A 25,408-nucleotide genomic window follows, 5' to 3' on the forward strand; every position below is an offset into this window, starting at 1 on the left:
CCATAGAATGGCTCGTTTTTGCGTGAATACTTTGCGCTCTGTGTTGCCACTTTTTTTCACATAATCAATTCGTTAGATAATTTACGTTGTACGAAGAGTGCAGTGGCAATGCACTAACAGAGGACTATCGTTTTCCATGAGAGTATCACTTTATGTTGTAGTAGGGGGATTTGCCCTACTCACAGGTTGTCAGACGTTAGACAACCCTCAGGTGCCCAAACCTGAAGCTGAAACCGTCACGACCGAAAATACCGTCCCACAGTATTATCTCGCAACCGAACCTGAATCGGCGCAAATTACTGATGTATGGGAACGAATTCGTCAAGGAATGCAGTTACCCATTCCAGACAAGAAACTCGTTAACTATTATCGCGATTGGTACATTAACAACCCTAAACACCTTGAATTGATTTCTGAGCGTGCAGCGCCTTACATGTATTTGATCGTCGAAGAGCTTGAAAAACGCCATCTACCAATCGAGATAGCCCTGCTTCCGATTATTGAAAGCGCTTTCGATCCTAGTGCTTCTTCGGCCAGTGCTGCCTCAGGGCTTTGGCAATTTACCACCCCGATGGCGAGCCACTTTGGGTTAGAGATGAACTGGTGGTATGACGGCCGTCGCGATGTGCCTGCATCCACGACAGCAGCCCTAGATATGCTCGAATATTTGTACGATAAAACCAATAATAATTGGCTTTATGCAATTGCGGCCTACAACTCAGGAGAGTCACGCGTACTCAATGCGATTAAACGCAACGAAGATAAAGGTCTTAAAACCGATTTTTGGTCGCTCGATCTCCCAAAAGAAACCAAACGTTATGTGCCACAGTTATTGGCGCTCGCCGAAGTGATTAAACATGCCGATGAATATGGCATTACTCTGGCACCCATTGATAACAGCCCCTCAATCGAAGTGGTTGATATAGACAGTCAAATTGACTTAGCCATGGCAGCAGGTCTCGCCAATATGACCACCAATGAGCTGTTAAAGCTCAATCCAGGTTACAATCGCTGGGCAACCTCACCAATGGGCCCACACACTTTAGTATTACCCATTGATAAATCTGAAGAGTTCAAAAAAGCACTTGCAGAAACAGAAAGTGAGGCCCGTGTAAGTTGGCTTAGATATACGATTAAGCCTGGAGATAGTTTAGGATCTATTGCAGAAAAACATCATACAAGCATCAATGCGATCCGTGCTGCTAATGGTATGAAAAACAACAATATCATTGCTGGAAGACCGCTAATTATCCCTGTCTCTGCTGATGACAAACAACTGTATGCCCTATCAACCAGTCAGAAATTACCTAAAAAAGCCGCTGTTGCCGCCTCGGGTAACAAGTTGACCTATAAAGTAAAATCCGGTGATAGTTTGTGGCAAATTGCCCAAGCACATAATGTTAGCGTCAAACAGTTAATGACTTGGAACCATTTAAGCAAAGACAGCAAATTACAAAGTGGTCAGCAATTGACGATTGTTGCACCACAAGAAAAACACGATAACGAGCAGATCCGAACCGTCAGCTACAAAGTTAAGGCTGGTGATTCACTCGCGCGAATTGCAAACAAGTTTAAAGTGACTGTTCCTGAACTTCGTGAATGGAACGGCTTAACCGCCTCACAATATATTCAACCCGGTCAAGTATTGAAACTGGTTGTAGATGAAAGCAATTTAAATACATAAAGCATTTAAGTCTGAATCACTCTAAATACCTTATGTTTAATTTGTTAATAAAATCGTCTTGCATCTAAAATAAAGATCAACATAAAAAAAGCAGTAACCTCTGGGTTACTGCTTTTTTATTGGCTCAATACGCCGTTATCTTTCGAGCAGAACGTTGCCAGTTACGCTCACACATCGACTGTTGACGTAGGAGATGACAGAGCACGCAAATCCTGCATACCTACAAACCGCCCAACTTTTTAAGTAGCGAATTCTTTAATTTTTCTTTCGCTTTATCAGTCTCTTCCTTCAACTGATTATTTAATAACGCTTGAGTATCTAAGGCATATTCCGGTTTTTGGAAAGTACCGGTAATAGCGAGAGGGATATCAATTCCTGCCAGCGCATCTTTCTCACTGCCACCTTGACCTTTAAGGGAATTGACTAAACTGGTCGTTAACCGATAATCCAGAGTTTGCGTCAAGAGATCCGCGCTGCCCTTACCCGCAAGCCTAAGCAAAGGTGAAGACATAGCGAGGTCAGGGTTTGTCGCTACACCATGTTCAAGGGAGAAGTTACCGGTTAGGCTCGAGAAGTCGGTTTTACGCTCCTCTTTCGTGTCCGCAGACAAATCCCCCTTTAATTTAGCCTGAGCACTACGGATCATCTGCGGGATATTGACACCGTAAAGGGCACCATCGGTGATATCAAAACGACCATTCGCGAGGAGGTTTTTCTTTAATTGTTCAGGAATCAAACTCTTACCTTTGCCTTTTACATTAAAATTTGCCGTTCCCGCCAGAATATCAAGCTTGGCCGCATCCTTAAGTAATGGTTGAATTTGTACACCCGAGATTTGCTTATCAAATTGGTAACTTGCCACTTTTGATCGCGCATCAACCTGGGCATTGAGCATTAACTTACCTTGGTAGAGATCTGCACTTAGCTGCTTAAGATCAACCTCACCATTTTTAATGCCTAAATCCATTAACCAATTTTGCGTAGACAAATTCGCGACTTTGATCGATTTAACCGCCAATATTAGCTTCGCATCCAAACCATTAAGCGCCGTTAAATCGGGTTCAACGGCCTGAGTCTGTGAAGACGCAGCTGCGGTTTGTTTTTCTGAAGTGTCAGATTTTGGTAGTAAAGCATCGAGGTCAATATCCCCAAGTTGGAAATCCGCACTAATTTTCGGCACTTTGCTCCCGTAATTGACGGTCAACTTACCCACTGCATTGATATCCATTGCCGTTAATTTACTGATGTCCGCCGATAACTGCTTTTTATCTAATGCAATTTGGCTGTTTAGACTAACCTCAGCGGTCAATTTTTTATTAGGGATCCCCTCGCCTTCAACTTGAGTCTCAATATCCAGCTTCTCAATCACCAGCTGATTAAAATCATGACTTAACTTGATTTGCCCTTCGCCTTTGCTGCTCACTGTCATATCCGGCAAGGTCGCGGCAAACTCGTAGGCCATCGGCGCAAATTTATCGAGTGAAAATGCCCCCAAAGTGAACTGTTTTAAGGTTAAAGTTTGGGTTTGCCCTTTAGCTTCATCAATTAAATTGATTTGCGTATTCGTAATAGAAATGCCACCTACATCGATACTGGCTAATTGTGCTTTAGCACTTGATTCCGATGGGGTAGCAGATAGCTCAGTGCTCTTGCCCGTTAAGCCATCTAGGCTTGAGCCACCATTTTTACGGGTGACCAAATTGATTTTTGCGCCATCAAGAGTGAGCTGAGCGATTTCAATTTGCTTGCTAAACAGCGGTATAAGCTCAACCTCAGCTACGGCTTTATTAACTTCAAGCATCGATTTTGGGGTAAATCCCTCAGGGTTAGATAGGGAAACACCGCCTAAATTAATCCCTATGGTTGGAAAAAATGTCCATGACAAGTCATCGGTTATCACTAACTCGCGCCCAGTTTGTTTTTTAACAGCGTTGACAACTTCTGGCTTAAAATCATTAGGGTCAAAAAAAACGGTGAGATATAAGGTGACAGTAACGACTAAGGTTAGCAGCAGTGCTAAAAACCACTTAATGAATTTCATGAAAACATCCTTATCAATAACATCTTGAATTTAAAAACTTAACTTAAAAATGCGAAATTTAAACACTCCTCACTGATGGCAATGCCATTCTCATCAACATAAACCATCATACCGGGTTTGACTGTAACACTGCCAAACTCGATAGGCACATTGACTTGTCCTTGATCTTTCTTATCAGTCTTGATGGGCATCGCGCCTAAGGCATAAACCCCTAAATTAAAAGTATTCAGTCTAGCAACATCCCGAACATAACCATTGATAATCACACCTTGCCAACCATTATCTATGGCGCTTTGGGCGATTAAATCCCCCAGTAGTGCACGACGGGATGAGCCTCCACCATCAACAACAAGCACTTTCCCTTGACCTGGCTGTGCTAAAACTTCTTTCACTTTGGAGTTATCTTCAAAACATTTGACCGTCACAACTTCACCCCAAAACAACTTCTTACCACCATAAGCACGAAACGCTAGCGGCAACAAAGTGAGTTTGGATGGATAGTGATCAAACAAATCGGGTAATAGATCAAGCATTTCAATCTCCACTTGGCGAAAAGTTTAGACTACTCATTATTGTAGACGCCGACAAGTAGTATGAGAAAACCAGCTTTTTATTGGTTTTAGCACTTTAATACTTGGTCAGCATTGGCATAAACATTATAATCTGCGATAGTAAAACGCTTGTGATACCCTCTAGGGTTAAGGCATTCATTCTTTCGCTTCTCAACGTCTCGTAATAAAGTGAACACCAAATGACAACTGATCTAGATTTGCAAAGCGCTATCGCTGCACTCGATGAATATGGATATGAGAAAAAAGTCTCAACGGATCTTGAGCAAGCCCGTAATAAACAACAAATGGGGAAATACATCAAATCCCTTGATTACAGTTTGCGTCGCTTATTAATATTGCAAGAAACTGTTAACGAACTAGTTGAAGAAAAGAAACACCAACTTGCACAGCAAGAAAATATTCAAACCTATAAGACTAAAATTATTAACCTTTCTCGAGAGTTTAACATTTCATACGAAGATGTATTAGCTATTATGGCTGAGTTACCCAACAAAAAATAATACCGAAAACAGCCTTCCAGAAAGAAACAATTATAACAAGGCCATACAGAATCTGCTGTATGGCCTAAATTAATCATTATATCAATTCAGACGTATTCATCCACGCAATTTATATCAAAACAGCCAGTGAAAAGGCGCCATTGATGGCACCCTTTCAATTATTGGCTTATTTTTCTAGCATTAACTGACGAATATATTTCACTGGCGCACTGCCATAGCTTAAAAACTTCTCATGGAATGCTTTGAGATCAAAATCCTTACCTTTGAGCTGCTTATATTCTTCGCGGAAATCGTAAATTTCACGGTAACCCGAGTAGTAACTGGTCAACTGTACTTGGCTTAGGGTGGCACGACGCCACTTGCCTTCCGCCTCAGCTCGCTGCTGGAAGGCTTCATCCATCATCAGGCTGATGGCTTGATCTTCAGTCATGCCTTTAACATGAATGCTGTAATCCAAGATAGTGTTACAGATAACACGTAGATTCCACTTGTAATACATCAACCACATTTCAGGCTCGAAATTGCCATAACCTTCTTCAAGCATCATGCGTTCGGTATAAACGGCCCAACCTTCGACCATTGCGCCATTACCAAATAAGCTTTTCACTAAGCTTGGTGACTCATTGGAATACACTAATTGAGTGTAATGCCCTGGAATCGCCTCATGGATATTTAAAATCTGTAATATCCAATGGTTATATTCGCGTAAATAGCTTTCAGCGGATTCATCATTCATACCATCGAGTGGCGTGACGTTATAATAGGTATTACCTAATTTATCATAGGGGCCAGGGGCACTAATCGACGCTCCAGCATAACCACGCATATACTCCGGAGTTTCACGAACCACTAATGGTTTTTTAGGGTCTAAAGTCACTAATTTTTTTTGATTTACAAACTCAATCAACTCAGGAATTTGTTTACGGACTTCGCTAACAAAGTCGTCACGTGTGACGTGCTCAGTCGACAATTTATCAATTAATTGGCGGATGGCGATTTTATTATCACTTGGTTTTGGCGTTGTAAAATATTTAGGCCAAAGTTTATCGGTGATCTTGGCCATTTCACCTTGGACCCTATCTTTATCTGCCATGGCTTTTTGATAGAGCTGTTTAGCCGTCATGCCCGCTTGGATATCAAAGGCAAATTTTTGCTCGTATAATTCTTCACCGATCCTAAAGCTACGGGCGCCTTCTTTTTTCAGCAGGTCAACCTGTGCATTTAACCAACGAATATGTTCATTAATTGCTTTCGTTGCCGTATCGAAGCGGGATTTAAACAGCGATTTTTCCGCATCCGACAGACCGGAATCCGCCACTTGTTTTAATAAATCATCGGAGAATACCGAAAACGCACCTTGGTTTTGCATTACAGCAAGTTCCGTATGCTCTAGGGTTGGTTTCGATATATTACTTCTTGCTGCGGCGTAATAAGCTGGGATATTTTCCATCCTGGCCAATACCGAGCGTAATCTGTCATCCAGCGGCGCAAAGTTTTCATTGATGATTTGTGCAAAACCGCCCGCCACGTTATAGCTAGAGGGATCCCATTGCCAAGATTTAAAGTCAGTGATATCCCACGCCATGCTATTTAACAGGTTATCAATCAAATGATAATCGATGGTTTCGTTAGAGCTCAGAGACTTAAGTTCAAACTGTTTCAGCTTTGCCTGCTGGTTTTTTACAAAGGCAAGTGTCTTAACACGGCTAGCTTCATTGGGGATTTCTAAATAGCCATCATTAACATGCTTGCCGCTATATAGCGCCCATGTTGGTGATAATTGCCACAAATCATCGATAAAAGCATTACTAAACTGCGCAAAAGAAACCGTGCTAACTTCACCACTAACCACTTTACTTGGCGAGGTTTGGTCTGATTGGGATTGGCAGCCTACAAGGCCGGTGAACGATAACAATATCGCAAGGGATAGGGTGGTTTTTCTCATTCTTTATTGTCCTTTTTATATTTATACCAACGCGTTGTTGTAATGCTTACCCTAAGCAAGCTGGTAAAACGAATGCTAGGCGTATTGAATTTGGCGATAAACGCCTGAAAGCGCGCTCGTCAGGCGTATTTAACATTACTTTAGTTAATCATATCAGCCGCCTAATTGCAGCAATGTTAATATCTAATACATGCCCAGTTACAAATTTGTAAGCCCATTTATTAACCCCTCGAACTAACCGCAAAGTTGAGATAATCCCCTATTTCAATAATGCTACTGCTATAATAGCGACCTGCTTCGCTGTTTGCGCCACGCTAACAGTTTGCCAATAAATCATTTAGTTGAGATCCTCAATGCCATTCACCCAACTTGGATTACACAGTGCGCTTATCAAAGCCGTGACTGAACTGGGTTACCAAAGCCCAACGCCAATACAAGCTCAGGCCATTCCCAGCATTCTTGCGGGGAAAAATGTGCTAGCCGCAGCCCAAACCGGTACAGGTAAAACGGCTAGTTTTGTATTACCGTTGCTGCATCGATTTGCTGACGCTCCCAAAATTCGGCCTAAACGGGTACGTACCATCATTCTTACCCCCACACGGGAACTGGCACTGCAGGTTGAACAAAACATCAATCAATATGCCAAATACCTGCCATTAACGGCCATGGCCATGTACGGCGGTGTTGATGCTGCGCCGCAAAAAAAACGTCTGATTGAAGGGGTTGATCTGCTCGTTGCAACGCCTGGGCGTTTGCTGGATATGTATACTCAAAGAGCCATTCGCTTTGATGAAGTCTCAGTATTAGTGCTGGATGAAGCCGATCGTATGCTCGATATGGGCTTTATCGAAGATATTAATAGCATTATTGAAAAGCTGCCTGAGCAGCGGCAAAACCTGCTATTTTCGGCAACCTTATCAAAACAGGTCAAAGCACTGGCTAAAACTGCTATTCCGGATGCCATTGAGATTGAAATCAGTCGTAAAAATGCCGCTTCAACGCAAATTGAGCAGTGGTTAACGACCGTTGATAAAGATCGAAAATCCGCACTATTGAGCCATTTAATTAAAGAGAATAACTGGGCACAGGCATTAATTTTTATCCAAACCAAACACGGCGCCGCCAAATTGGTTAGCCAGTTAGAAAAGCGTGGCATTACCGCGGAGGCTTTTCACAGTGGTCGCAGCCAAGCGGTGCGCGAGCAACTGCTTATCGATTTTAAAGCGGGTAAAGTCTCCTTTTTAGTCGCGACCGGTGTTGCGTCACGCGGTATCGATATCGATGCGCTCGAGCGAGTGATTAACTACGATTTACCCGATGAAGCCGATGATTATATCCATCGCATTGGCCGCACCGGCCGCGCGGGTAATCAAGGTGAAGCGATTTCCTTTGTCTCTATGGATGATTTTAGAAACCTGTGCGCTATAGAGCGTCGCTTAGGCCATATTATCGAGCGCAAACACATCGAGGGGTTTGAGCCTAAAAAAGCGGTGCCTATTTCAATTCTCGATTTTGTGCCTAAATCGGCTTCTACATCAGCGCATAAACCCAATAAAAAAGCTCAAGCCTTGCCCTATTCCAGTGGAAAACCCGGCACCTTTGAGGCGACTCAGGCGAAAAAGCACCGTAGTGCTAAATCCAAGCCGCAACCTAAGCAAGCGACAAGGTTAACACAACCCGATGTGAGCGAAAGCACCGAGAAACAACAAACACAAGGTGAAACATCTCCATCATTTAATCCTTGGCTTAGTGGATCTCACACCAAATAACTCACTAACAGAAGCGCAGCATATGATTATTTTCACGACAAATTTTGGCGATATAACCCTCGAACTTGATGTAGAGCGCGCCCCCGTTACCGCCAAAAACTTTATTCGTTACTGTAAAGAAGGTTTTTATGATCACACGATTTTCCATCGTGTGATCAAAGGCTTTATGATCCAAGGCGGTGGCTTTACCGCCAAAATGAAAGAAAAGCCCACCCACGAACCAATTGTCAACGAAGCCAATAAAGGCCTATCGAATGTATTTGGTACTATCGCCATGGCCCGTACCGATGCGCCACACTCGGCAACCGCGCAGTTTTTTATCAATACTGCCAATAATGAGTTTCTAGACCATACGGCACCCACCAATAATGGCTGGGGTTATGCGGTATTTGGTAAAGTCACAGCGGGACTCGAGGTTGTACTGCAAATTGAAGGCGTTAAAACCACACGAGTAGCGGGCCATGAAGACGTGCCCCGTGAACCCATCATTATCGAAAAAGTGACGATTATTGAATGACTTTATCTGATCGATAAAATTGTTTTGCGTGACTGAGCAATGGTCCAGCAATAACGCCACCATATCCTTGATAAATAACGCTTTGGTTTTAAACTCGAGATAGAAAAAAGGAGCAATCAACCGAAATGGTTAGTTGCTCCTTTTTGTTCATTACTATCTGACATTACAGACAAAAACTGCTTGAATGGTATTAATCCAGATCTTTAAGCGGCCACAGCACGATATGATCTTCAATATCCTTAATCCTGCGCTCATCTACCACTTTGCCTTGAATCGACATGCCCGCAAGGTGCATGGCTTCCTTCGACCCAATAAGTAATGGATGCCAGCTTGGTAAGTCTCTGCCAGATGCCAAACGGCGATAGGCGCAGCTATCGGGTAGCCAGGTGAGTTCATGGACATTTTGCGCAGTAATCACAGTACATTGGGGAACATGGCTAAAACGGTCACTGTAATGTTTGCAGCTGGCACTTTGGTGATCGAGTAATAGACAAGCCGCATTGGTGTAATACAGCTCTTCAGTTTCATCATCAATCAATTTGTTTAAACAACACTTACCACAACCATCGCAGAGGGACTCCCACTCCTGCGACGTCAGCTCGGTTAACGCTTTATTCTGCCAAAATGCCATGTTTACGCTTATCTTCATATAAAAAATCCGCTCAATGCGGGCCATTTTACACCAATTTAGTGGGGATGCTTAATTCTCTCCGATACATGCACCACAAAGATGCCTAAATAATCGCACTCACCTAAATAATTCACCGCTTGCCAGCGCATTAAGACACGGTAATTGTTATAGACGAGTGACCTTGATGGCACAGTGCCATAAGGCATGTGAGACGAAGGCATGAATATTTTTGTGATTGGGCAAATCACTATTATCGAGATGCCTTACCCCAATGGTTGCCACTTACTAGGGCGTGTTGACGTTTAAGGGTTATTTTTGCAGCAATTTGGCTGGCGTTTATGCAAGGCAACGTCCGTGCAGTGTAGTTGTTCTACATAAACGGACGATAACGCAGCAGAAACGTCAGCCAAATGCTGCCCGAAGGGTTCGTCTGGCAAGCCCTTGCTCTTACTTTCTGTCATAAGAGCCGCTCGTCATTTGAGTAGAATAACTACACATCATTCTTCGTTTCGCGAGCACGAGCTTGCCAGAACAAACAAAATCTAATCTCGAAACGTCAACACGTCCTAATGTCTGCGGTTGCTTAAATTTAAGAGGCGAGCATTAAAGAAGGAGATTTGCCCTTACGAATTAAGGGCAAGAAGAGCTTTGTATATGCTGCAACAGATTTAAAGACTGTCTTTGGCATTTACCCTGTGCACAGTTACAGACTAGTCTTGAATCCCAAGGCTTTCTCTGTACTCGGCTAATAAATTAACCTGCGGTGGCGGAATTTGTAAATAAAACCCCTTTTCCTTGAGTGCTGCTCTGACCTTATGAATATCGGCGATACCGAGTGATTCACGCTTAGCAATCGGGAATACCATCACTAACTGAGGCACACCAAACATATCTAACAACGCCTGAGGGACGTCGTCGAAACAGTCCCTTTTGTTTACAAATAAGTAAGTGTCAGCCTTTCGACTACTTTTATAAACCGCACATAGCATAAGAGTATAAATATCCAATAGTTCAAACTTGCCAGTCAATGGGGCACACTATAACATGGTCGCCTAGTAATTTAATTGCAAATCAGCGAACCGACTGATGATTTCTGGAGAATAGTGCCGGGATGTCAAAACCTAGCTTAGAGTTAAAAGGCGCTTCTTTTACTCTTTCAGTGCTTCATATTAATAACAGCGATTTAAATGCTGTCATGGCTGAATTAGATAGCAAATTGGCACAAGCTCCCCAATTTTTTCTGGGTGCCCCTTTAGTCGTCAATCTCAGCGCCATTCAAGATAACGATTTTAATTTACAGGGCTTAAAAGAGTTATTACTTTCCCGCCAGTTAGTTATTGTAGGAATTACTGGTGCAACTAACGTCCTGAGCAACCAAGCTAAAACACTCGGACTTGCCATAGTCAAAGCGGGTAAACAAAGCGTCGCCCCCCCACCAGCACCGCGTCAAACTAAGATTTTGAAGCAAAATATCCGCTCAGGTCAGCAGGTCTATGCAAAAAATGGCGATTTAATCATATTTGGTGCGGTAGGTAATGGCGCTGAAGTCATCGCCGATGGTAGCATTCATATTTATGGTGCGTTACGAGGAAAGGCCATGGCGGGCGCAGCTGGCGACAGCAGCGCGGTAATCATTGCTCATTCCCTCGAGGCAGAATTAGTTTCAATAGCAGGGCAATATTGGCTCGCTGAAAATCTACAACAACATAGCTCAGATAAAGGCGGCTGCATTCGCTTAAATGGCGAGTCGCTTATCGTTGAATCATTGCCCCTCTAAATGGCACAAAAAAGGATAGAGAGAAACATGGCACAAATTATTGTTGTCACTTCAGGTAAAGGTGGTGTTGGTAAAACCACATCCAGTGCGGCGATTGCAACTGGACTTGCACTACAAGGGCATAAAACTGTTGTTATCGATTTCGATATAGGCTTGCGTAACTTGGATCTAATCATGGGCTGCGAGCGCCGCGTCGTCTATGACTTTGTCAATGTTATCAACGGTGAAGCGAATTTAAATCAGGCACTTATCAAAGATAAACGCTGTGAAAAACTGTTTGTACTGCCAGCCTCGCAAACTCGTGATAAAGACGCCCTAACAAAAGAAGGCGTAGGCCGTGTGCTTGACGATTTAGCCAAAGAATTTGAATTTATTATCTGTGATTCCCCTGCAGGTATTGAGCAAGGCGCGATGATGGCATTGTATTTTGCCGATATCGCCATTGTGACGACCAACCCTGAAGTAAGCTCGGTTCGCGACTCTGACCGTATTCTAGGAATGCTGCAAAGCAAGTCACGCCGCGCAGAACTCAGTTTAGAGCCGATAAAAGAGTACTTACTGTTGACTCGTTATTCTCCAAGTCGGGTAAAATCGGGCGAAATGTTAAGTGTTGACGATGTAAAAGAAATCCTTGCCATTGATTTGCTTGGCGTTATCCCTGAATCACAATCCGTACTCAAGGCATCAAACTCCGGAGTACCTGTGATTATCGATCAAGAAAGTGATGCAGGCGCCGCTTATAGTGACACTGTCGCGCGTTTATTGGGTGAAGATGTCCCAGTACGCTTTATTACGGAAGAGAAAAAAGGTTTCTTACAACGGATATTTGGTAGCTAATTATGTCTTTACTCGACTATTTCAAAAGCAAGAAAAAGCCTAGCACCGCGGTAATGGCAAAAGAGCGACTACAAATTATTGTGGCCCATCAGCGTGGACAACGCGATACACCTGACTATTTCCCGCAGATGAAGCAAGAAATCATCGCCGTGATCCGCAAGTATGTGCAGATTTCGGATGATCAAGTTTCAGTGCAATTAGATCAGAATGACGATAACTTGTCGGTACTCGAACTTAACGTGACGTTGCCAGACAGATAAGTCGAGCGTTGGCGTCATCCTCAAATGGGGATGACGCGTTCTGCTGCGCCTTTCTCCTACTCCCATCCTTTAACTGGGGTAAAATCAAGGCCTAACACCTTAAATGCGAATTTAGGCATCAAATCTTAGGTCAAAACCGAAATGTTAAAAGCAAAATATTGGCGCCTAATCAGTAAAACTTAAACTTCAAGCTTTGCCAACGATTCGGCCGCAATGTCTGCGCGCCAGCCATTTAACACCGTCGGCAATTCGCCCTGCTGTTTATCCCAACGCCATTGTAAATACTCATGAATATGACGTTTAGAGCCTAGCATTTCCACCGGAATGGCATGTTGTTCACAGAGTTCGGTTAAACAGGTTTTAATGGTCTTAAAGGCGGACTTATAACCCGGTTTAAGCGCTAAAACATCAACTAGCTCCGGCGGATTGTTTAAGTCAGCAGTCTGCATTACCCGTAAAATATCTTTACCGTGGATGCGTTTTTCCTGCTCAGTTAAATCGTTCAATTTAAACAAATCACTTATGCTTTTAGGCTGTTTTTTCGCTAGCGCAATCAAGCCATGATCTTTAATCACAAAGCCTAAGGCTAAATCCCGTGCCAAAGCTTTTTCTAAACGCCATTTAGCCAGCACTTTAAGGTAAGCCAATTGAGGCTCTGTTAATTGAAATGCGTTTTTTACTTTAAGGTATGCAGTCTCGACATCGGGAGGAGCTAAACGCCCTTCAGTCATCCGCTCACCTTCTTCATAAAGCCAATCTAAACGGCCTTGCGCTTTAAGCTTGTCGGCGAGTTGCGGATAAAGTTGATAAAGATACAACACATCATTGGCGGCGTAGCTAAGTTGCGCCTCGGTTAAGGGACGACGTATCCAGTCGGTGCGTGACTCGCCCTTATCAATCACTTCACCTAAGCAGGTTTCGACTAACTTGGCATAACCTAAGCCATGGCCCATACCGCATAGTGAAGCCGCAATTTGGCTATCAAATAAGGGCGTAGGTTGGCGCTGGCCATAATGGGCGAAGACTTCTAAATCCTCACTGCAGGAATGTACTAGCTTGATAATGTTTGGATTATCTAACAAAGCCCAAAATGCACCGAGATTGGGCAAAGCCACAGGGTCAATCAAAGCTAAGGTGTTACCATCATAGGCCTGGATCAGGCCAAGCTTAGCGTAATACGTACGTGTGCGCACAAACTCGGTATCTAATACCAGTACTGCGCTCTGTTGATATTGAGCGACGAGGGCATTGAGGCTCGCTTCGTCGCTCACATAGTGAAACACTGACAAATTCTTCTCCAGTTCCTGTGGGATAATCACATCCATAAAAACAAAAGCCGGCTTATTGCCGGCTTCAATCTTACGCGCGCTTGACTTCGTCTCTCAGTTCTCGTCGCAAGATCTTACCCACATTGGTTTTAGGTAACTCGTCCCTAAATTCTACCAGCTTCGGCACTTTATATCCCGTTAAATGCACTCGGCAATGCTTAATGATGTCTTCAGCGGTTAAAGATTTATCTTTCGCCACCACAAACACCTTCACTAACTCGCCACTCGCATCATTAGGAACCCCTACTGCCGCGACTTCTATCACCTTAGGATGTAAAGCAACAACCTCTTCCACTTCATTGGGGAAGACGTTAAAGCCAGAAACTAAAATCATGTCTTTCTTACGATCAACAATATAGAAGAAACCCTGTTCATCCATATAACCGATATCGCCCGTGGCGAGCCAGCCGTCTTTATCAATCACTTTGGCCGTCTCTTCTGGACGCTGCCAATAGCCTTTCATGATCTGTGGGCCTTTGCCAAATAGCTCACCTGTCTCGCCTTGAGGCAACACATTACCCGCATCATCACGCACTTGAATGAGTGTAGATGGCGCAGGGAAACCGATAGAACCGTTATAACCGTCTAAGTTATAGGGACAGCACGTTAACAGGGGCGAGGCTTCAGTTAACCCATAACCTTCAAGTAAACGGGTTTTAGTGATGCTCTGCCATTTATCGGCTACGGCTTTTTGCACGGCCATACCGCCACCAATGGATAATTTGAGGCGAGAAAAATCCAGCTCAGCAAAATCACTACTATTCACTAAGGCATTAAACAGGGTGTTAACACCTGTCAGGGCGGTAAAAGGATATTTCTTGAGTTCCGCCACAAACCCTGGAATATCCCGAGGGTTAGTGATTAACAGATTCTGACTGCCCTTATGTAAAAACAGTAAGCAATTCACTGTTAATGCAAAAATATGGTAAAGCGGTAATGCAGTTACAACAAATTCAGTACCATCCCGCAGTGCCGGAGAATAAGCACCGTTAGCCTGCAACACGTTTGCCACCACATTACTGTGGGTTAACATGGCGCCCTTTGAAACCCCAGTCGTACCACCAGTATATTGCAAAAAGGCAAGGTCACCCCCAGTGATTACGGGTTTGACATACTGCATTCTACGACCTCTTGACAAGGTTTCGCGCATCGAAAGGGCATGGGGTAGATCGTATTTCGGCACCAGTTTTTTAATATATTTAACAACAAAGTTAACTAAGGTGCGTTTTGGCGCACTTAGTTGATCACCTAAACTAGTGATAATGACACTTTTCACGGGCGTTTGATCGACCACTTCTTCTAAGGTGCGGGCGAAGTTAGACACCACAACAATGGCTTTGGCGCCCGAGTCAATCAACTGATGTTTGAGCTCTCGCGGGGTATAAAGTGGGTTAACGTTAACCACCACCATACCAGCACGTAATACCCCAAATAACGCAATAGGATATTGCAACAGATTGGGCATCATCAGTGCGACACGATCGCCCTTTTGTAGCTTCAATTCATTTTGTAAATAAGCAGCAAAAGCACGGCTACTTTCTTCAAGTTTACGGTAAGTTAGCGTGGCCCCCATGTTGATAAATGCAGGTTGATCCGCATACTTAGCCACCGCGGTCTCGAACATATCGATAAGCGATGAATACTGATCCACATTAATCTCAGCAGGCACATCTTTTGGTAAATGTTTAATCCAAGGCTGATCCACTACTTTCTCCTAAATCCCCACAACTGCGGATACGGTACCCTTACTACCGCCAATACTCGACAAATACCGAGTTAAAATACCGAGTTAAAATACCGACTTACATTTTATTGTTATTGATTTACCCGGATAAATCATACGGGCGTTTTAATTTTGATCATCATCACATAAAAGAAACAAAAAACCTAGTGTCTTTTTTATGTTAGTAAAAGCCATTATTCGACAAAACGTTGGATTAACTGACTAACCGCTTGCGCATTATCCATATGCACATGATGGTCCCCCTCAAGCATATGTTCAGACAAATTGCTGAACCATTTCCTTGCTTTAGGTAGCGCCGTATGTAATTGGCTAAAACCTTGTTTGCCGCAGATGAGTAAGGTAACCACCGAAATATTTTGCATTAAAGCATCAACCTGCTCAAAGGTCAGTCGCATTGGCGAGTCGAGCCTTAGTCTTGGATCACTTCGCCAAACAACTCCATCAGAAGTGGCTTGCATATTGCGGTCAAGTAATAGTCGACACCACGGTTCGGCCAATCCGGTTAAATGCACTCTAGCCTTAACTGCCGTTTCCAGACTATCGTAGACTCTCATCCTTTTATGTTTTTGCGCTAAAAATTTCTCATGTTGGTAAAAGCTTTTCCTCAGCCGCGATTTGGCTTGGGTTGCTGACTCATATAAGGGACTTAAGGCCTCAATTAAAATCAGCTTATTAACCTTTTCTGGAAATGCTGCCGTATACGCAGAGGCGATAATCCCCCCTAATGAATGCCCAATAACAGCCAGTGGCTTTTGTGGCAAAATCGCCAGTAACGCATCGAGATCGTATAAATAGTCAATCCAGTGTAATGGGTAATGTCCCGGCCGATGCGCCGAAAAACCATGACCGGGCCAATCTATGGCAAGAATTTGGTAATCTGACAAATACTCAGCGAGAGGCTCAAAACTGTTGGCATTGTCTAACCAGCCATGCAACGCGAGCAATAATGGCTTATCTTTCGCTCCCCATAATCGACCACTCAGCTTGATATGGGGTAACACAAACTCGACTTGATTTTTGGGGGCGAAAGATTGCCACATATTGCCTCTAATGTCAGGTGATTAGCGGGATTTTTTGACAAATTTGAGCGTCATGCGATCACTCTCACCAATTGCTTGGTATTTTTCTTTATCTGTATCACCTAATGCAAACGAAGGTGGCAACGTCCATACTCCCTTGGCATAGTCCTTAGTGTCTTTTGGATTGGCGTTGATTTCGGAGCTTTCGGCTAAGGTAAAACCGACCTTTTTGGCCAGCGCGATCATCTCGTCTTGATCCATATAGCCCGTGCTCATATTCATGCCTTTATTGGCTCTATGTTCGACGACGCCAAATACACCGCCATCTTTAAGCACTTTGTAAGAAGCGGCAAACACGTTTTCGAGCTGGTCGCTTGAAGCCCAATTATGTAAGTTACGGAAAGTTAATACCAAGTCAGCACTGCCATCGGCACCTAAATTCATTTTGGCTGGAGGGTCAAGAACCACCATTTTCGCATTACCAAATAAGGCTTTATTGGCCGTCATCCAAGTATCGAATTTCACGCCCGCATTGGCGCGATAGCGATTACCAGGGGTGTCCGTGCTAGGGGTAGTTTCGAAACTGGCGGCAATATATTGTCCCTTAGGCGCAAGATAAGGGGCAAGGATTTCAGTGTACCAGCCATTACCTGGCCAAAGTTCAATCACGGTTTGTGTTGGGGTTATACCAAAAAATGTAAGGGTTTCTGCGGGGTGACGATAAATATCGCGGCTAGCGTTTTTGGCTTGGCGAAAATCACTTTTAATGGCTTTATTTAATGCTTCATCTGCATTGGCCATACCTGAACAGAGACCAGCAATCAGCATACTGGCGATGAGTGTGACTTTTTTCATAATAATTCTCCTTGGATACCGAAGACTTAAGCTAGCAGTCTATATAAAAAAATCCAAGAATTAGCCGCATAAGTTGACCATTTAGGCTGTAAATATTTGTGATGCCATAGGAGCGTTAATGTGCGATGTATTAACGAGAGATGGCGGAATCCACCCGCCGCCAAGCCATATACAAGGCGCAGATACTGCAAAACAGCCAAATGGCGACCCAAATCCACGCTGGTATCCATGAACGATCAGCCAGCAGCACCGCATCGCCCTGCCCTTCAAGTCCGAGCAATACCGTTGGGCTTGCCAGCGCATTGAGCATGATCATCAAACCAATAATGCGTAAAAATTGCGTGAGGATTTTATTTTTGCTGAGTTTTAACGGCAGTAACAACACTATCGTCAGTACCGCTAAAATGGCTAAGGTGAGCAAATCTCGCCCCCACAGCAGGCCACTTAGCACCACTAAACCGCCTAAAAACGCAAAGCTTAGGCGAATACCCTTAGGCCAAGTCGCCAACAGATAAATAAGGTATCCCCAACAGGCTGCGCCAAAGTAGCCCGCAAATCCAATCACCAGTGGCGAGCCACCTTGGCTAAAGCAAAAACCCGCACCATTGGGAAAGAGTTGAATATGACTCACTATGCCGCCACTGAGCACTGTCGCTATCCCATGGGACAACTCGTGGAAATAGCTCTCTAACCACTTAAAAGGCACACTCAGGTAAGGAATGCGCGTCAAAATGAGGGCCAGCATCAGCTCGATGATAAACAAACCACGGCTCGGAAGGCCGCCAGTTAAACGAGGTGTAAAACGAGATTGAGAAGACACGGACGCACTATCAGGCATAAATATCCACACCCACCATCTGCTGAATCTCTTCACGTTTGGCGGCATGTTGCGTTTGTAGGTATTGGGCGATAGCCCCTTGATGTCCTCGGGTACTTTGCTCGTATTCGAGTTGGGCACCGAGTCTGGATTGTAGGTTTTGTGATGATCCTTCATCGGTATCATCAAGGGCTAAAGCAGAAACCGCATCGAGCTCAATCACAGGGCGCGGCGCTTCCGTGGGCGACATTCCCTGTATGATCGCGGGGCGATTACTCGCAACCGCTTGTGTCAAACTCGTTTGAAGCGAATTTACCTGCATCGAAATGCCCAGTTTATATCCTATTTGCCCTAGTTAGTATTGTTAGGCTGTTGTGACAAACGCCTAACTAAGATTTGATGTCTACATCGTTAGCCAATGCAGACACTTTAGATTCTAACGTATCACGGGGAATAATGAACAGTTTATTCACGTCCCGGTAACTTTTTCCATGTCACAGTATCACGAAGATATACAGGTTCGAGTTCATCGACACTGGTGGTTAATCCCGCTTTGATACCCACTTCAGCCAGCGCTAACATGGCTCGGGCATCGGGATACTTCACCGCCGCTAAGGAGGTAATGCCGCTGCCTAGAGCTAATAACTCGGGATAGGCATCAAATCCAGTGCCACAGCCGACAATGGCTTTATTAAGATCGAATGCCAGCTCAACCTGTTCAGGCGCGCTCACCACCTCTTTACCGACTAATGTAGCAATGCCATCGACGGCAACAAATTGACCCCAGTACACTTCTCCCATGCGCGCATCGATACAACAGAGCACTTGCTCGGCAGCGTGCTCAGCAATCGCCATTTGTGCCATGGCCGCTAAGGTGGAAATGCCGATAACGGGTAAGTCTAACCCTAGGGCTAAACCTTGGGTCATGCTGGTACAAATACGGATCCCCGTAAAACTGCCTGGCCCACGGCCGTAGGCAATCGCATCCAGTTTATCTAAGCCGACATTGGCTTGTTTTAATACTGCTTCCACCATAGGCAATAAACGCTGACTATGCTCCCGAGGCGCATCGGCTAACTCAGCAAAAACCTGTCCTTGATAACATAGGGCAGCCGAACAAGCTTCGGTACAAGTGTCGAGGGCGAGAATACAAACAGAGTCTTGGGGTGTTGTCATATAAAAACCGCGCTGTGGGTATAGTTGGGCAGAAGAATAGCGACTTATTAAAGCCCTGCACTATACCAAGTGTAAATTGGCGCAAATGATAACATCAAATAATCGAAAGCAAAGGCTTTAAAAAGGCGGCTAATGGATCGATTGGCTTAGCGCTGGGTTTGTGATCGCCATCACTAACTCAACAACCTCTTCGGCCTTGGTCCAAATACAGGGAAACTTTTGCCCTATTTTAGGTCTGAGCAAACAGTGCTGAAGCTTTTGTCTCACTAAATCAAGTTCACCAAAGCAACAAGCGCGTCCTGAGCATCGTTTTAACCCCTCTCCCTTTGACGCGAAACTTCGCGTGATGCTTTTACACTGTTAATAAGGAAATTCAATGAGCAGTACCAGAGAAAATCCCCTTAAACCTCTTCGCCGTTTAAGACGCCTACGCCGCACTGAAGCCATGCGTGACCTAGAGTGCGCTTGCCGATGAAATTCAAAGGCTTTACGCCCTAGGGATCCGTTATGTGATGCCCTTTGGTATTTCCCACACCAAAGATGCACAGGGCAGCGACACTTGGGATGACAATGGCTTGCTCGCACGGATGATCCGCACCATCAAAACCGCTAAGCCAGAGATGATGGTGATCCCCGATATTTGTTTTTGTGAATATACCGACCATGGACACTGCGGCGTATTGCACCATGGTGAAGTCTGTAACGATCAAACCGTGGCTAACTTAGTCAAACAATCCATTACCGCCGCCAAAGCGGGAGCCGATATGCTGGCGCCATCGGCCATGATGGACGGCCAAATTAAAGCTATCCGCCAAGGACTAGATGAGGCAGGCTTTGAGCACATTGCCATTTTGGCCCATGCTGCCAAGTTCGCCTCTTCCTTCTATGGGCCTTTTAGGGCCGCGGTGGATTGTGAACTTAGCGGAAACCGTAAAGGCTACCAGCTCGATTACGCCAATGGTCGCCAAGCCTTGCTCGAAGCGTTGCTCGATGAAGAGGAAGGCGCGGATATTTTGATGGTAAAGCCCGGCACACCGTATTTGGATGTGTTAAGTCGCCTAAGGCAGCAAACCCACCTTTCCTTAGCGGCTTATCAGGTTGGTGGCGAATATGCCGGTATTAAATTTGCTGCACTGGCGGGCGCCCTCGATGAGCGCGCCGTCGTCACCGAAACCTTTATCGGGTTAAAGCGGGCTGGCGCCGATTTAATCGTCAGCTATTACGCGAAACAATATGCCGAGTGGTTAGCGCAATCCCGCTAATGCGCTGAGTCTTCAGTCTATCAGCCAAGCCATCAACGAAAACGCCACCCTATCGGTGGCGTTTTTTATCCGTCAATTTGCTCGCACATTAAGCCTATGCTTGTAGCTCGGCAAAGAGAGCTCTGATCTTTTCAACCTTTGGTCGCACCACAATCTGGCAATAGGGCTGCTCGCCATGCAGGGCGAAGTAATCATTGTGATAATCCTCTGCGGGATAAAAAGACTCAAAAGCCACCACTTGAGTGACGATTGGCGCATCAAATACCTTTGCCTCGGTTAATTTTGCAATCATGGCATTGGTCTCTTCAATCTGCGCTGCATCATGGGCAAAGACGACGGAGCGATACTGCGGCCCTTTATCATTACCTTGGCGGTTGAGCGTGGTAGGATCGTGACTCTCAAATAACACCTGTAGCAGCGTTGTAAAGCTGATTTGTGCGGGGTCAAACTCGATGTGCACCACTTCGGCATGCCCAGTTAATCCCGAACACACCGACTTATAATCGGCATCGCTAGCATCCCCACCTGAGTAACCAGAGCTGACATTCAGCACGCCCTTCAGGCTCTTAAAAATCGCTTCAACACACCAAAAACAGCCCGCACCAAAGGTGGCAAAGGCCGTTTTATGAGTCGATGTTGTCACCTCATCGGCCGCTTGAAACACCATGGAGACAGAATTAACGCAATGACGAATATTCTTCGGCGTTAAATATTCCCCTTCAAACACATGGCCTAAATGACCGCCACACTGACTACAGACAATTTCGGTACGGCGACCATCGGCGTCGACATGGCGACTCACTGCGCCTGGAATTTCATCATCGAAGGCTGGCCACCCACAGTGGGCATTAAACTTATCTTCTGAGCGATACAAAGGCGCATGGCATTTTTTGCACAAATACACGCCTTTAGCGTCATGCTGATAATACTCCCCGCTAAAGGGACGTTCTGTGCCCTTTTCTTCTATGACATAGCGTTCAAAATCAGTCAGTTTGTTCATAAAAGTCTCCTTTAGCTCTTAAGGTATTCGCCTGCATAAGACCGTTTGTTCCTCAGGTTTATTGCGCCTCGGCCTGAATTGGCTTTTTGGCATAGTAGCCGCTTTAGTCGATAAAATCCTGTTGATTGAGTCAATGCTTAAATAACTGGAGGAAAATTCAGCAGTAATCTCAGTCCATTGTCTTGAGTGTTTGCACCGCGCACAGTGCAAAGCTACACTTGCTGCGGGTCAATTCTCTACCCAAATCCTTTCTATTTGGACCGCTTTTGCACTAGGCTGAGCGCACCATACTGATAATGAGATAAGTAGCAACGACTCCTTACCTTTATCCTTAGAAAGTGTTTGGTTAACAACCATATATAACAAGTAGAAACCATATGAAATTAGAAACCATTGATTATCGCGCAGCCGATAGCGCCAAACACTTTGTGGAATCCCTACGTGAAACGGGCTTTGGCGTACTCTCTAACCACCCTATCGATAAGGAACTGGTCGAAAACATTTACACTGAGTGGCAAGCCTTTTTCAATTCTGACGCTAAGAACGAGTTTATGTTCAATCGTGAAACCCACGATGGCTTCTTCCCCGCGTCGATTTCAGAAACCGCAAAAGGCCACACGGTTAAAGACATCAAAGAGTATTACCACGTGTACCCTTGGGGTCGTATTCCTGATTCACTGCGTGCCAATATTCTAGCTTACTATGAAAAAGCCAATGCGCTGGCCGCTGAACTGTTAGAGTGGATTGAAACCTACTCGCCAGACGAGGTTAAAGCTAAGTTCTCGATTCCGCTGCCAGAAATGATTGCCGACAGCCACAAAACCCTGCTGCGCATTCTGCATTACCCACCGATGAAAGGCGATGAAGAAATGGGCGCTATTCGCGCAGCGGCCCACGAAGATATTAACCTTATCACTGTGCTGCCCGCGGCCAACGAGCCAGGGTTGCAAGTCAAAGCCAAAGACGGCTCTTGGTTAGATGTGCCAAGTGATTTTGGCAATATTATCATCAACATTGGTGATATGTTGCAGGAAGCCTCGGGTGGTTACTTCCCATCAACCTCACACCGCGTAATTAACCCAGAAGGCACGGATAAGACTAAGTCGCGTATTTCACTGCCCTTATTCTTACACCCTAAACCTTCGGTCGTGCTGTCTGAGCGTTATACCGCCGACAGCTACCTAATGGAAAGATTACGCGAGCTAGGCGTACTTTAAGCAATATATGCCCAAATTCGCATCAAGATTAAGCAATTAAGCGCCTTCGGGCGCTTTTTTTATGACATTCGTCGCCTTCAAGGTAGAATAGCCGTCTTTAGGTCATTTAGAACAAGGCGCTATCATGGCAATTCAATGGTATCCTGGGCACATGCACAAGGCACGCAAAGAGATCGAAGAGGCTATGCCTCAGGTCGATCTAGTAATTGAGGTGCTGGACGCCCGTATTCCCTACAGTAGTGAAAACCCCATGGTGTCAAAGCTTCGCGGCGACAAACCTTGTATTAAGCTACTGAATAAATCCGACTTAGCCGATCCCGACATTACCGCCCAGTGGATTGAATATCTTGAGCGTGAACAAGGGGTAAAAGCCACAGCGATTACCACATTGCAACCGGGTATGTTGAAAATGCTGCCGGATCTTTGTCGTAAGTTAGTACCGAGTCGCGATAAAACTGAAAAAGATATTCGCACTATGATCATGGGGATCCCAAACGTGGGTAAGTCCACCATTATCAACACCTTAGCCGGTCGCGTTATCGCCAAAACCGGTAACGAACCCGCCGTCACCAAAACCCAGCAGCGCATTAACCTGCGCAACGGTATTGTGCTCTCGGACACGCCAGGGATTTTATGGCCTAAGGTTGATAACGAAGCTAGTAGCTATCGCCTTGCCGTCACGGGTGCCATTAAAGATACCGCCATGGAATACGAAGATGTGGCGCTGTTTGCCGCAGGTTATTTCTTAAAGGCCTACCCGAAGGAAATTTGCGAGCGTTATAACATCAGCGAGTTACCTAAGGATGATATGGCGTTACTCGAAGAAATCGGCCGTAAACGTGGCGCCCTCCGTCCCGGTGGTCGCATCGATTTGCATAAAGCCTCGGAAGTCGTATTACACGATTACCGCTCAGGTCGAATTGGCCTGTTATCCCTTGAAACGCCTGCGATGGCTGAAATCGAAAAAGCCGAAGTGGAACGCATTCTGGCTGAAAAAGCCGCCGAGAAAGCCGCTAAGCTAGAAGCAGAAAAACTGAAACGCTCAGGCAAACGTCATAACGTTTAATATTACGTTGAACACTCTTAAATATTGGCAAAGTCCATTGGTAAATGCTTTACCGCCCCGTTAATGGGGCGGATGTTCATTAAAGATAACCAGTGGTCATTTTTATCATTAGCGCGACCAATCGATTTTGCCATATAGGACATTCTTTAAGACATTCAGAATTAAATTTTGATCGTTCTAGCAAGCTCGTGCTTACGAAACGAGGAGTGACATGTCGCCATTTGACTCAGTTGACAAGCGGCTATCATGACAGAAAGTAAGGGCCAGAGCTTGCCTGCCCTTCCTTTTGACAGCCTTTAGTTTGCCATTTCTGCTGCATAATCGTCCGGTAAAAAAAGTGAGGCTGTCCATAATTGAACAGCATCACCTTAGCTGAGCATGCGTTAAGTGTTAGCTTGCTTGGTTTTATTTTTCTCTGCAGCTTGTTTGCGCTGTGCTTCTTTCTTTTGTCGACGGGCTTCAATCACATAATTCACATCACTACCGATATGAGCCTCGTTACGGGATTTAGCTAAATTCACTTGGCGTTCACGTTCAACAAAACGCTTTCGCTGCTCCTCAGAAATCTTATCAATACAATGTGGGCAACTCACGCCTTGCACATAAGCTGGGGATAATTTTTCCGCTTCAGTGATTGGCATACGACAAGCATTGCATTGATCGTATTGCCCTTTCTTTAAATCATGGTCGACCGCCACACGATTATCGAAGACAAAACATTCGCCTTCCCACAGGCTTTCTTCCTGTTTGACTTCTTCAAGGTATTTAAGGATGCCACCTTCGAGGTGATACACTTCTTCAAAGCCTTGCTCTTTTAAATAAGCGGTTGATTTTTCACAGCGAATACCACCAGTGCAGAACATCGCTACTTTTTTATGCTTGGCAGGATCGAGATTCTGCTTAACATACTCAGGGAATTCTCTGAAGGTTTCGGTCACGGGGTTAATGGCATTTTTAAAGGTGCCGATTTGCACTTCATAGTCGTTGCGGGTATCCACTAGGATGACTTCAGGATCGGAAATCAGCGCGTTCCAGTCCTGTGGCTTAACGTAAGTGCCCACCACTTTAAGCGGATCGATACCCTCGACGCCCATGGTGACGATTTCTTTTTTGAGCTTCACCTTAGTGCGGTAGAAAGGCATTTCGTCGTCAAAGGATAACTTGTAAACGATGTTTTCAAGGCCATTTTGGTTATTCAGCCAAGCCAGCAGTGCGTCGATAGCCGCTTGAGTGCCGGCCACAGTGCCGTTAATCCCCTCACTTGCCAGCAACAATGTGCCTTTAATCTCAGCCTGTTCCATCATGGACAGGAGTGGCTCACGCAGCGACTCAAAATGCGGTAATGAAACAAACTTATATAAAGCACAAACAACAACGTTAGACATAACACC

At 44.9% G+C, this 25,408-nt stretch carries 23 protein-coding genes and 1 pseudogene; 10 read left to right on the plus strand and 14 right to left on the minus strand.

The window, feature by feature from the left end:
• The first annotated feature begins 136 nt into the window (after window positions 1-136).
• Window positions 137-1,684: a LysM peptidoglycan-binding domain-containing protein gene (locus KXJ80_RS13825; RefSeq protein WP_037419149.1), complete on the plus strand. Its 1,548-nt coding sequence runs from the start codon at window positions 137-139 to the stop codon at window positions 1,682-1,684.
• A 220-nt stretch (window positions 1,685-1,904) separates the two neighbouring features.
• Here the strand turns inward: KXJ80_RS13825 and KXJ80_RS13830 are convergent, their stop codons facing one another.
• Window positions 1,905-3,725, minus strand: a complete 1,821-nt coding sequence (locus KXJ80_RS13830) for an AsmA family protein (RefSeq protein ID WP_218738669.1) — start codon at window positions 3,723-3,725, stop codon at window positions 1,905-1,907.
• A gap of 38 nt (window positions 3,726-3,763) precedes the next feature.
• Entirely contained in the window at window positions 3,764-4,258 is a 495-nt protein-coding gene (locus tag KXJ80_RS13835; RefSeq protein WP_218738670.1) for a putative 4-hydroxy-4-methyl-2-oxoglutarate aldolase, read from the minus strand.
• 218 nt (window positions 4,259-4,476) lie between these two features.
• On the opposite strand from KXJ80_RS13835, the gene KXJ80_RS13840 reads away from it, so the two are divergent.
• Window positions 4,477-4,797 (plus strand): hypothetical protein, encoded by a 321-nt coding sequence (locus tag KXJ80_RS13840; RefSeq protein ID WP_037419155.1) that lies wholly within the window; start codon window positions 4,477-4,479, stop codon window positions 4,795-4,797.
• A 166-nt stretch (window positions 4,798-4,963) separates the two neighbouring features.
• On the opposite strand, the gene KXJ80_RS13845 is transcribed toward KXJ80_RS13840, so the two are convergent.
• On the minus strand, window positions 4,964-6,742 hold the full coding sequence (locus tag KXJ80_RS13845; protein WP_218738671.1) for a DUF885 domain-containing protein: 1,779 nt from the start codon (window positions 6,740-6,742) through the stop codon (window positions 4,964-4,966).
• Window positions 6,743-7,095: 353 nt separating this feature from the next.
• On the opposite strand from KXJ80_RS13845, the gene KXJ80_RS13850 reads away from it, so the two are divergent.
• Entirely contained in the window at window positions 7,096-8,511 is a 1,416-nt protein-coding gene (locus tag KXJ80_RS13850; protein ID WP_069454866.1) for a DEAD/DEAH box helicase, read from the plus strand.
• A 22-nt stretch (window positions 8,512-8,533) separates the two neighbouring features.
• Window positions 8,534-9,028, plus strand: coding sequence for a peptidylprolyl isomerase (locus KXJ80_RS13855; protein ID WP_037419214.1), 495 nt, complete (start codon window positions 8,534-8,536; stop codon window positions 9,026-9,028).
• A 190-nt stretch (window positions 9,029-9,218) separates the two neighbouring features.
• On the opposite strand, the gene KXJ80_RS13860 is transcribed toward KXJ80_RS13855, so the two are convergent.
• Window positions 9,219-9,659, minus strand: coding sequence for a YcgN family cysteine cluster protein (locus tag KXJ80_RS13860; RefSeq protein ID WP_218738895.1), 441 nt, complete (start codon window positions 9,657-9,659; stop codon window positions 9,219-9,221).
• 710 nt (window positions 9,660-10,369) lie between these two features.
• On the minus strand, window positions 10,370-10,648 hold the full coding sequence (locus KXJ80_RS13865) for a YcgL domain-containing protein (RefSeq protein WP_218738896.1): 279 nt from the start codon (window positions 10,646-10,648) through the stop codon (window positions 10,370-10,372).
• Between the two features lie 122 nt (window positions 10,649-10,770).
• Between KXJ80_RS13865 and minC the strand changes: the two genes are divergently transcribed.
• From minC to minE, 3 genes are read left to right on the plus strand one after another with little or no spacing between them, the layout of a single operon-like run.
• On the plus strand, window positions 10,771-11,436 hold the full coding sequence (gene minC / locus KXJ80_RS13870; RefSeq protein ID WP_037419169.1) for a septum site-determining protein MinC: 666 nt from the start codon (window positions 10,771-10,773) through the stop codon (window positions 11,434-11,436).
• A 27-nt stretch (window positions 11,437-11,463) separates the two neighbouring features.
• A complete protein-coding gene (minD, locus tag KXJ80_RS13875) occupies window positions 11,464-12,273 on the plus strand; it encodes a septum site-determining protein MinD (RefSeq protein ID WP_037419172.1) in 810 nt (269 codons plus the stop codon).
• Window positions 12,274-12,275: 2 nt separating this feature from the next.
• Complete coding sequence (gene minE / locus KXJ80_RS13880) at window positions 12,276-12,533, plus strand: cell division topological specificity factor MinE (protein ID WP_007648439.1); 258 nt, start codon at window positions 12,276-12,278, stop codon at window positions 12,531-12,533.
• Between the two features lie 179 nt (window positions 12,534-12,712).
• On the opposite strand, the gene rnd is transcribed toward minE, so the two are convergent.
• From rnd to tsaB, 7 genes are all read right to left on the minus strand, one after another.
• A complete protein-coding gene (rnd, locus tag KXJ80_RS13885; RefSeq protein ID WP_203433772.1) occupies window positions 12,713-13,822 on the minus strand; it encodes a ribonuclease D in 1,110 nt (369 codons plus the stop codon).
• 70 nt (window positions 13,823-13,892) lie between these two features.
• Entirely contained in the window at window positions 13,893-15,566 is a 1,674-nt protein-coding gene (gene fadD / locus KXJ80_RS13890) for a long-chain-fatty-acid--CoA ligase FadD (protein ID WP_037430423.1), read from the minus strand.
• 212 nt (window positions 15,567-15,778) lie between these two features.
• Window positions 15,779-16,645 (minus strand): alpha/beta hydrolase, encoded by an 867-nt coding sequence (locus tag KXJ80_RS13895; RefSeq protein WP_047533688.1) that lies wholly within the window; start codon window positions 16,643-16,645, stop codon window positions 15,779-15,781.
• A 21-nt stretch (window positions 16,646-16,666) separates the two neighbouring features.
• Window positions 16,667-17,479 carry a class I SAM-dependent methyltransferase gene (locus KXJ80_RS13900; protein ID WP_037419181.1) on the minus strand — a complete coding sequence of 271 codons (813 nt, stop codon included), beginning with the start codon at window positions 17,477-17,479 and terminating at the stop codon, window positions 16,667-16,669.
• 130 nt (window positions 17,480-17,609) lie between these two features.
• The gene (locus KXJ80_RS13905; protein WP_037419184.1) at window positions 17,610-18,317 is read right to left on the minus strand and encodes a M50 family metallopeptidase; all 708 of its coding nucleotides are present in this window, start codon (window positions 18,315-18,317) and stop codon (window positions 17,610-17,612) included.
• Window positions 18,310-18,618 carry a hypothetical protein gene (locus KXJ80_RS13910; protein WP_037419187.1) on the minus strand — a complete coding sequence of 103 codons (309 nt, stop codon included), beginning with the start codon at window positions 18,616-18,618 and terminating at the stop codon, window positions 18,310-18,312. Before KXJ80_RS13910 ends, KXJ80_RS13905 begins: the two co-directional genes overlap by 8 nt.
• Window positions 18,619-18,761: 143 nt before the next feature.
• The gene (tsaB, locus tag KXJ80_RS13915; protein WP_218738672.1) at window positions 18,762-19,472 is read right to left on the minus strand and encodes a tRNA (adenosine(37)-N6)-threonylcarbamoyltransferase complex dimerization subunit type 1 TsaB; all 711 of its coding nucleotides are present in this window, start codon (window positions 19,470-19,472) and stop codon (window positions 18,762-18,764) included.
• Window positions 19,473-19,848: 376 nt separating this feature from the next.
• On the opposite strand from tsaB, the pseudogene hemB reads away from it, so the two are divergent.
• A pseudogene (gene hemB / locus KXJ80_RS13920) lies at window positions 19,849-20,734 on the plus strand (porphobilinogen synthase).
• 94 nt (window positions 20,735-20,828) lie between these two features.
• Here the strand turns inward: hemB and KXJ80_RS13925 are convergent.
• Window positions 20,829-21,734, minus strand: a complete 906-nt coding sequence (locus KXJ80_RS13925) for a bifunctional methionine sulfoxide reductase B/A protein (protein WP_218738673.1) — start codon at window positions 21,732-21,734, stop codon at window positions 20,829-20,831.
• 377 nt (window positions 21,735-22,111) lie between these two features.
• Here KXJ80_RS13925 and KXJ80_RS13930 point away from each other — a divergent pair, with 377 nt between their 5' ends.
• On the plus strand, window positions 22,112-22,951 hold the full coding sequence (locus tag KXJ80_RS13930) for an isopenicillin N synthase family dioxygenase (protein WP_218738674.1): 840 nt from the start codon (window positions 22,112-22,114) through the stop codon (window positions 22,949-22,951).
• Between the two features lie 124 nt (window positions 22,952-23,075).
• Complete coding sequence (gene ylqF, locus KXJ80_RS13935; protein WP_037419203.1) at window positions 23,076-24,017, plus strand: ribosome biogenesis GTPase YlqF; 942 nt, start codon at window positions 23,076-23,078, stop codon at window positions 24,015-24,017.
• 383 nt (window positions 24,018-24,400) lie between these two features.
• Here the strand turns inward: ylqF and trhO are convergent, their stop codons facing one another.
• Window positions 24,401-25,402 carry an oxygen-dependent tRNA uridine(34) hydroxylase TrhO gene (trhO, locus tag KXJ80_RS13940; protein WP_055647914.1) on the minus strand — a complete coding sequence of 334 codons (1,002 nt, stop codon included), beginning with the start codon at window positions 25,400-25,402 and terminating at the stop codon, window positions 24,401-24,403.
• Window positions 25,403-25,408 lie beyond the last annotated feature (6 nt).

The organism is Shewanella xiamenensis, from assembly GCF_024971755.1.
Classification (GTDB): domain Bacteria; phylum Pseudomonadota; class Gammaproteobacteria; order Enterobacterales; family Shewanellaceae; genus Shewanella; species Shewanella xiamenensis.

Coding starts and splice junctions, on each gene's coding strand:
- KXJ80_RS13930 (WP_218738674.1), top strand. CDS start 22,112: ATGAAATTAGAAACCATTGATTATCGCGCAGCCGATAGCGCCAAACAC.
- KXJ80_RS13850 (WP_069454866.1), top strand. CDS start 7,096: ATGCCATTCACCCAACTTGGATTACACAGTGCGCTTATCAAAGCCGTG.
- KXJ80_RS13835 (WP_218738670.1), bottom strand. CDS start 4,258: ATGCTTGATCTATTACCCGATTTGTTTGATCACTATCCATCCAAACTC.
- KXJ80_RS13900 (WP_037419181.1), bottom strand. CDS start 17,479: ATGAAAAAAGTCACACTCATCGCCAGTATGCTGATTGCTGGTCTCTGT.
- KXJ80_RS13895 (WP_047533688.1), bottom strand. CDS start 16,645: ATGTGGCAATCTTTCGCCCCCAAAAATCAAGTCGAGTTTGTGTTACCC.
- minC (WP_037419169.1), top strand. CDS start 10,771: ATGTCAAAACCTAGCTTAGAGTTAAAAGGCGCTTCTTTTACTCTTTCA.
- KXJ80_RS13845 (WP_218738671.1), bottom strand. CDS start 6,742: ATGAGAAAAACCACCCTATCCCTTGCGATATTGTTATCGTTCACCGGC.
- minE (WP_007648439.1), top strand. CDS start 12,276: ATGTCTTTACTCGACTATTTCAAAAGCAAGAAAAAGCCTAGCACCGCG.
- ylqF (WP_037419203.1), top strand. CDS start 23,076: ATGGCAATTCAATGGTATCCTGGGCACATGCACAAGGCACGCAAAGAG.
- KXJ80_RS13925 (WP_218738673.1), bottom strand. CDS start 21,734: ATGAACAAACTGACTGATTTTGAACGCTATGTCATAGAAGAAAAGGGC.
- trhO (WP_055647914.1), bottom strand. CDS start 25,402: ATGTCTAACGTTGTTGTTTGTGCTTTATATAAGTTTGTTTCATTACCG.
- minD (WP_037419172.1), top strand. CDS start 11,464: ATGGCACAAATTATTGTTGTCACTTCAGGTAAAGGTGGTGTTGGTAAA.
- KXJ80_RS13865 (WP_218738896.1), bottom strand. CDS start 10,648: ATGCTATGTGCGGTTTATAAAAGTAGTCGAAAGGCTGACACTTACTTA.
- KXJ80_RS13905 (WP_037419184.1), bottom strand. CDS start 18,317: ATGCCTGATAGTGCGTCCGTGTCTTCTCAATCTCGTTTTACACCTCGT.
- KXJ80_RS13855 (WP_037419214.1), top strand. CDS start 8,534: ATGATTATTTTCACGACAAATTTTGGCGATATAACCCTCGAACTTGAT.
- KXJ80_RS13910 (WP_037419187.1), bottom strand. CDS start 18,618: ATGCAGGTAAATTCGCTTCAAACGAGTTTGACACAAGCGGTTGCGAGT.
- KXJ80_RS13840 (WP_037419155.1), top strand. CDS start 4,477: ATGACAACTGATCTAGATTTGCAAAGCGCTATCGCTGCACTCGATGAA.
- KXJ80_RS13825 (WP_037419149.1), top strand. CDS start 137: ATGAGAGTATCACTTTATGTTGTAGTAGGGGGATTTGCCCTACTCACA.
- KXJ80_RS13830 (WP_218738669.1), bottom strand. CDS start 3,725: ATGAAATTCATTAAGTGGTTTTTAGCACTGCTGCTAACCTTAGTCGTT.
- tsaB (WP_218738672.1), bottom strand. CDS start 19,472: ATGACAACACCCCAAGACTCTGTTTGTATTCTCGCCCTCGACACTTGT.
- KXJ80_RS13860 (WP_218738895.1), bottom strand. CDS start 9,659: ATGGCATTTTGGCAGAATAAAGCGTTAACCGAGCTGACGTCGCAGGAG.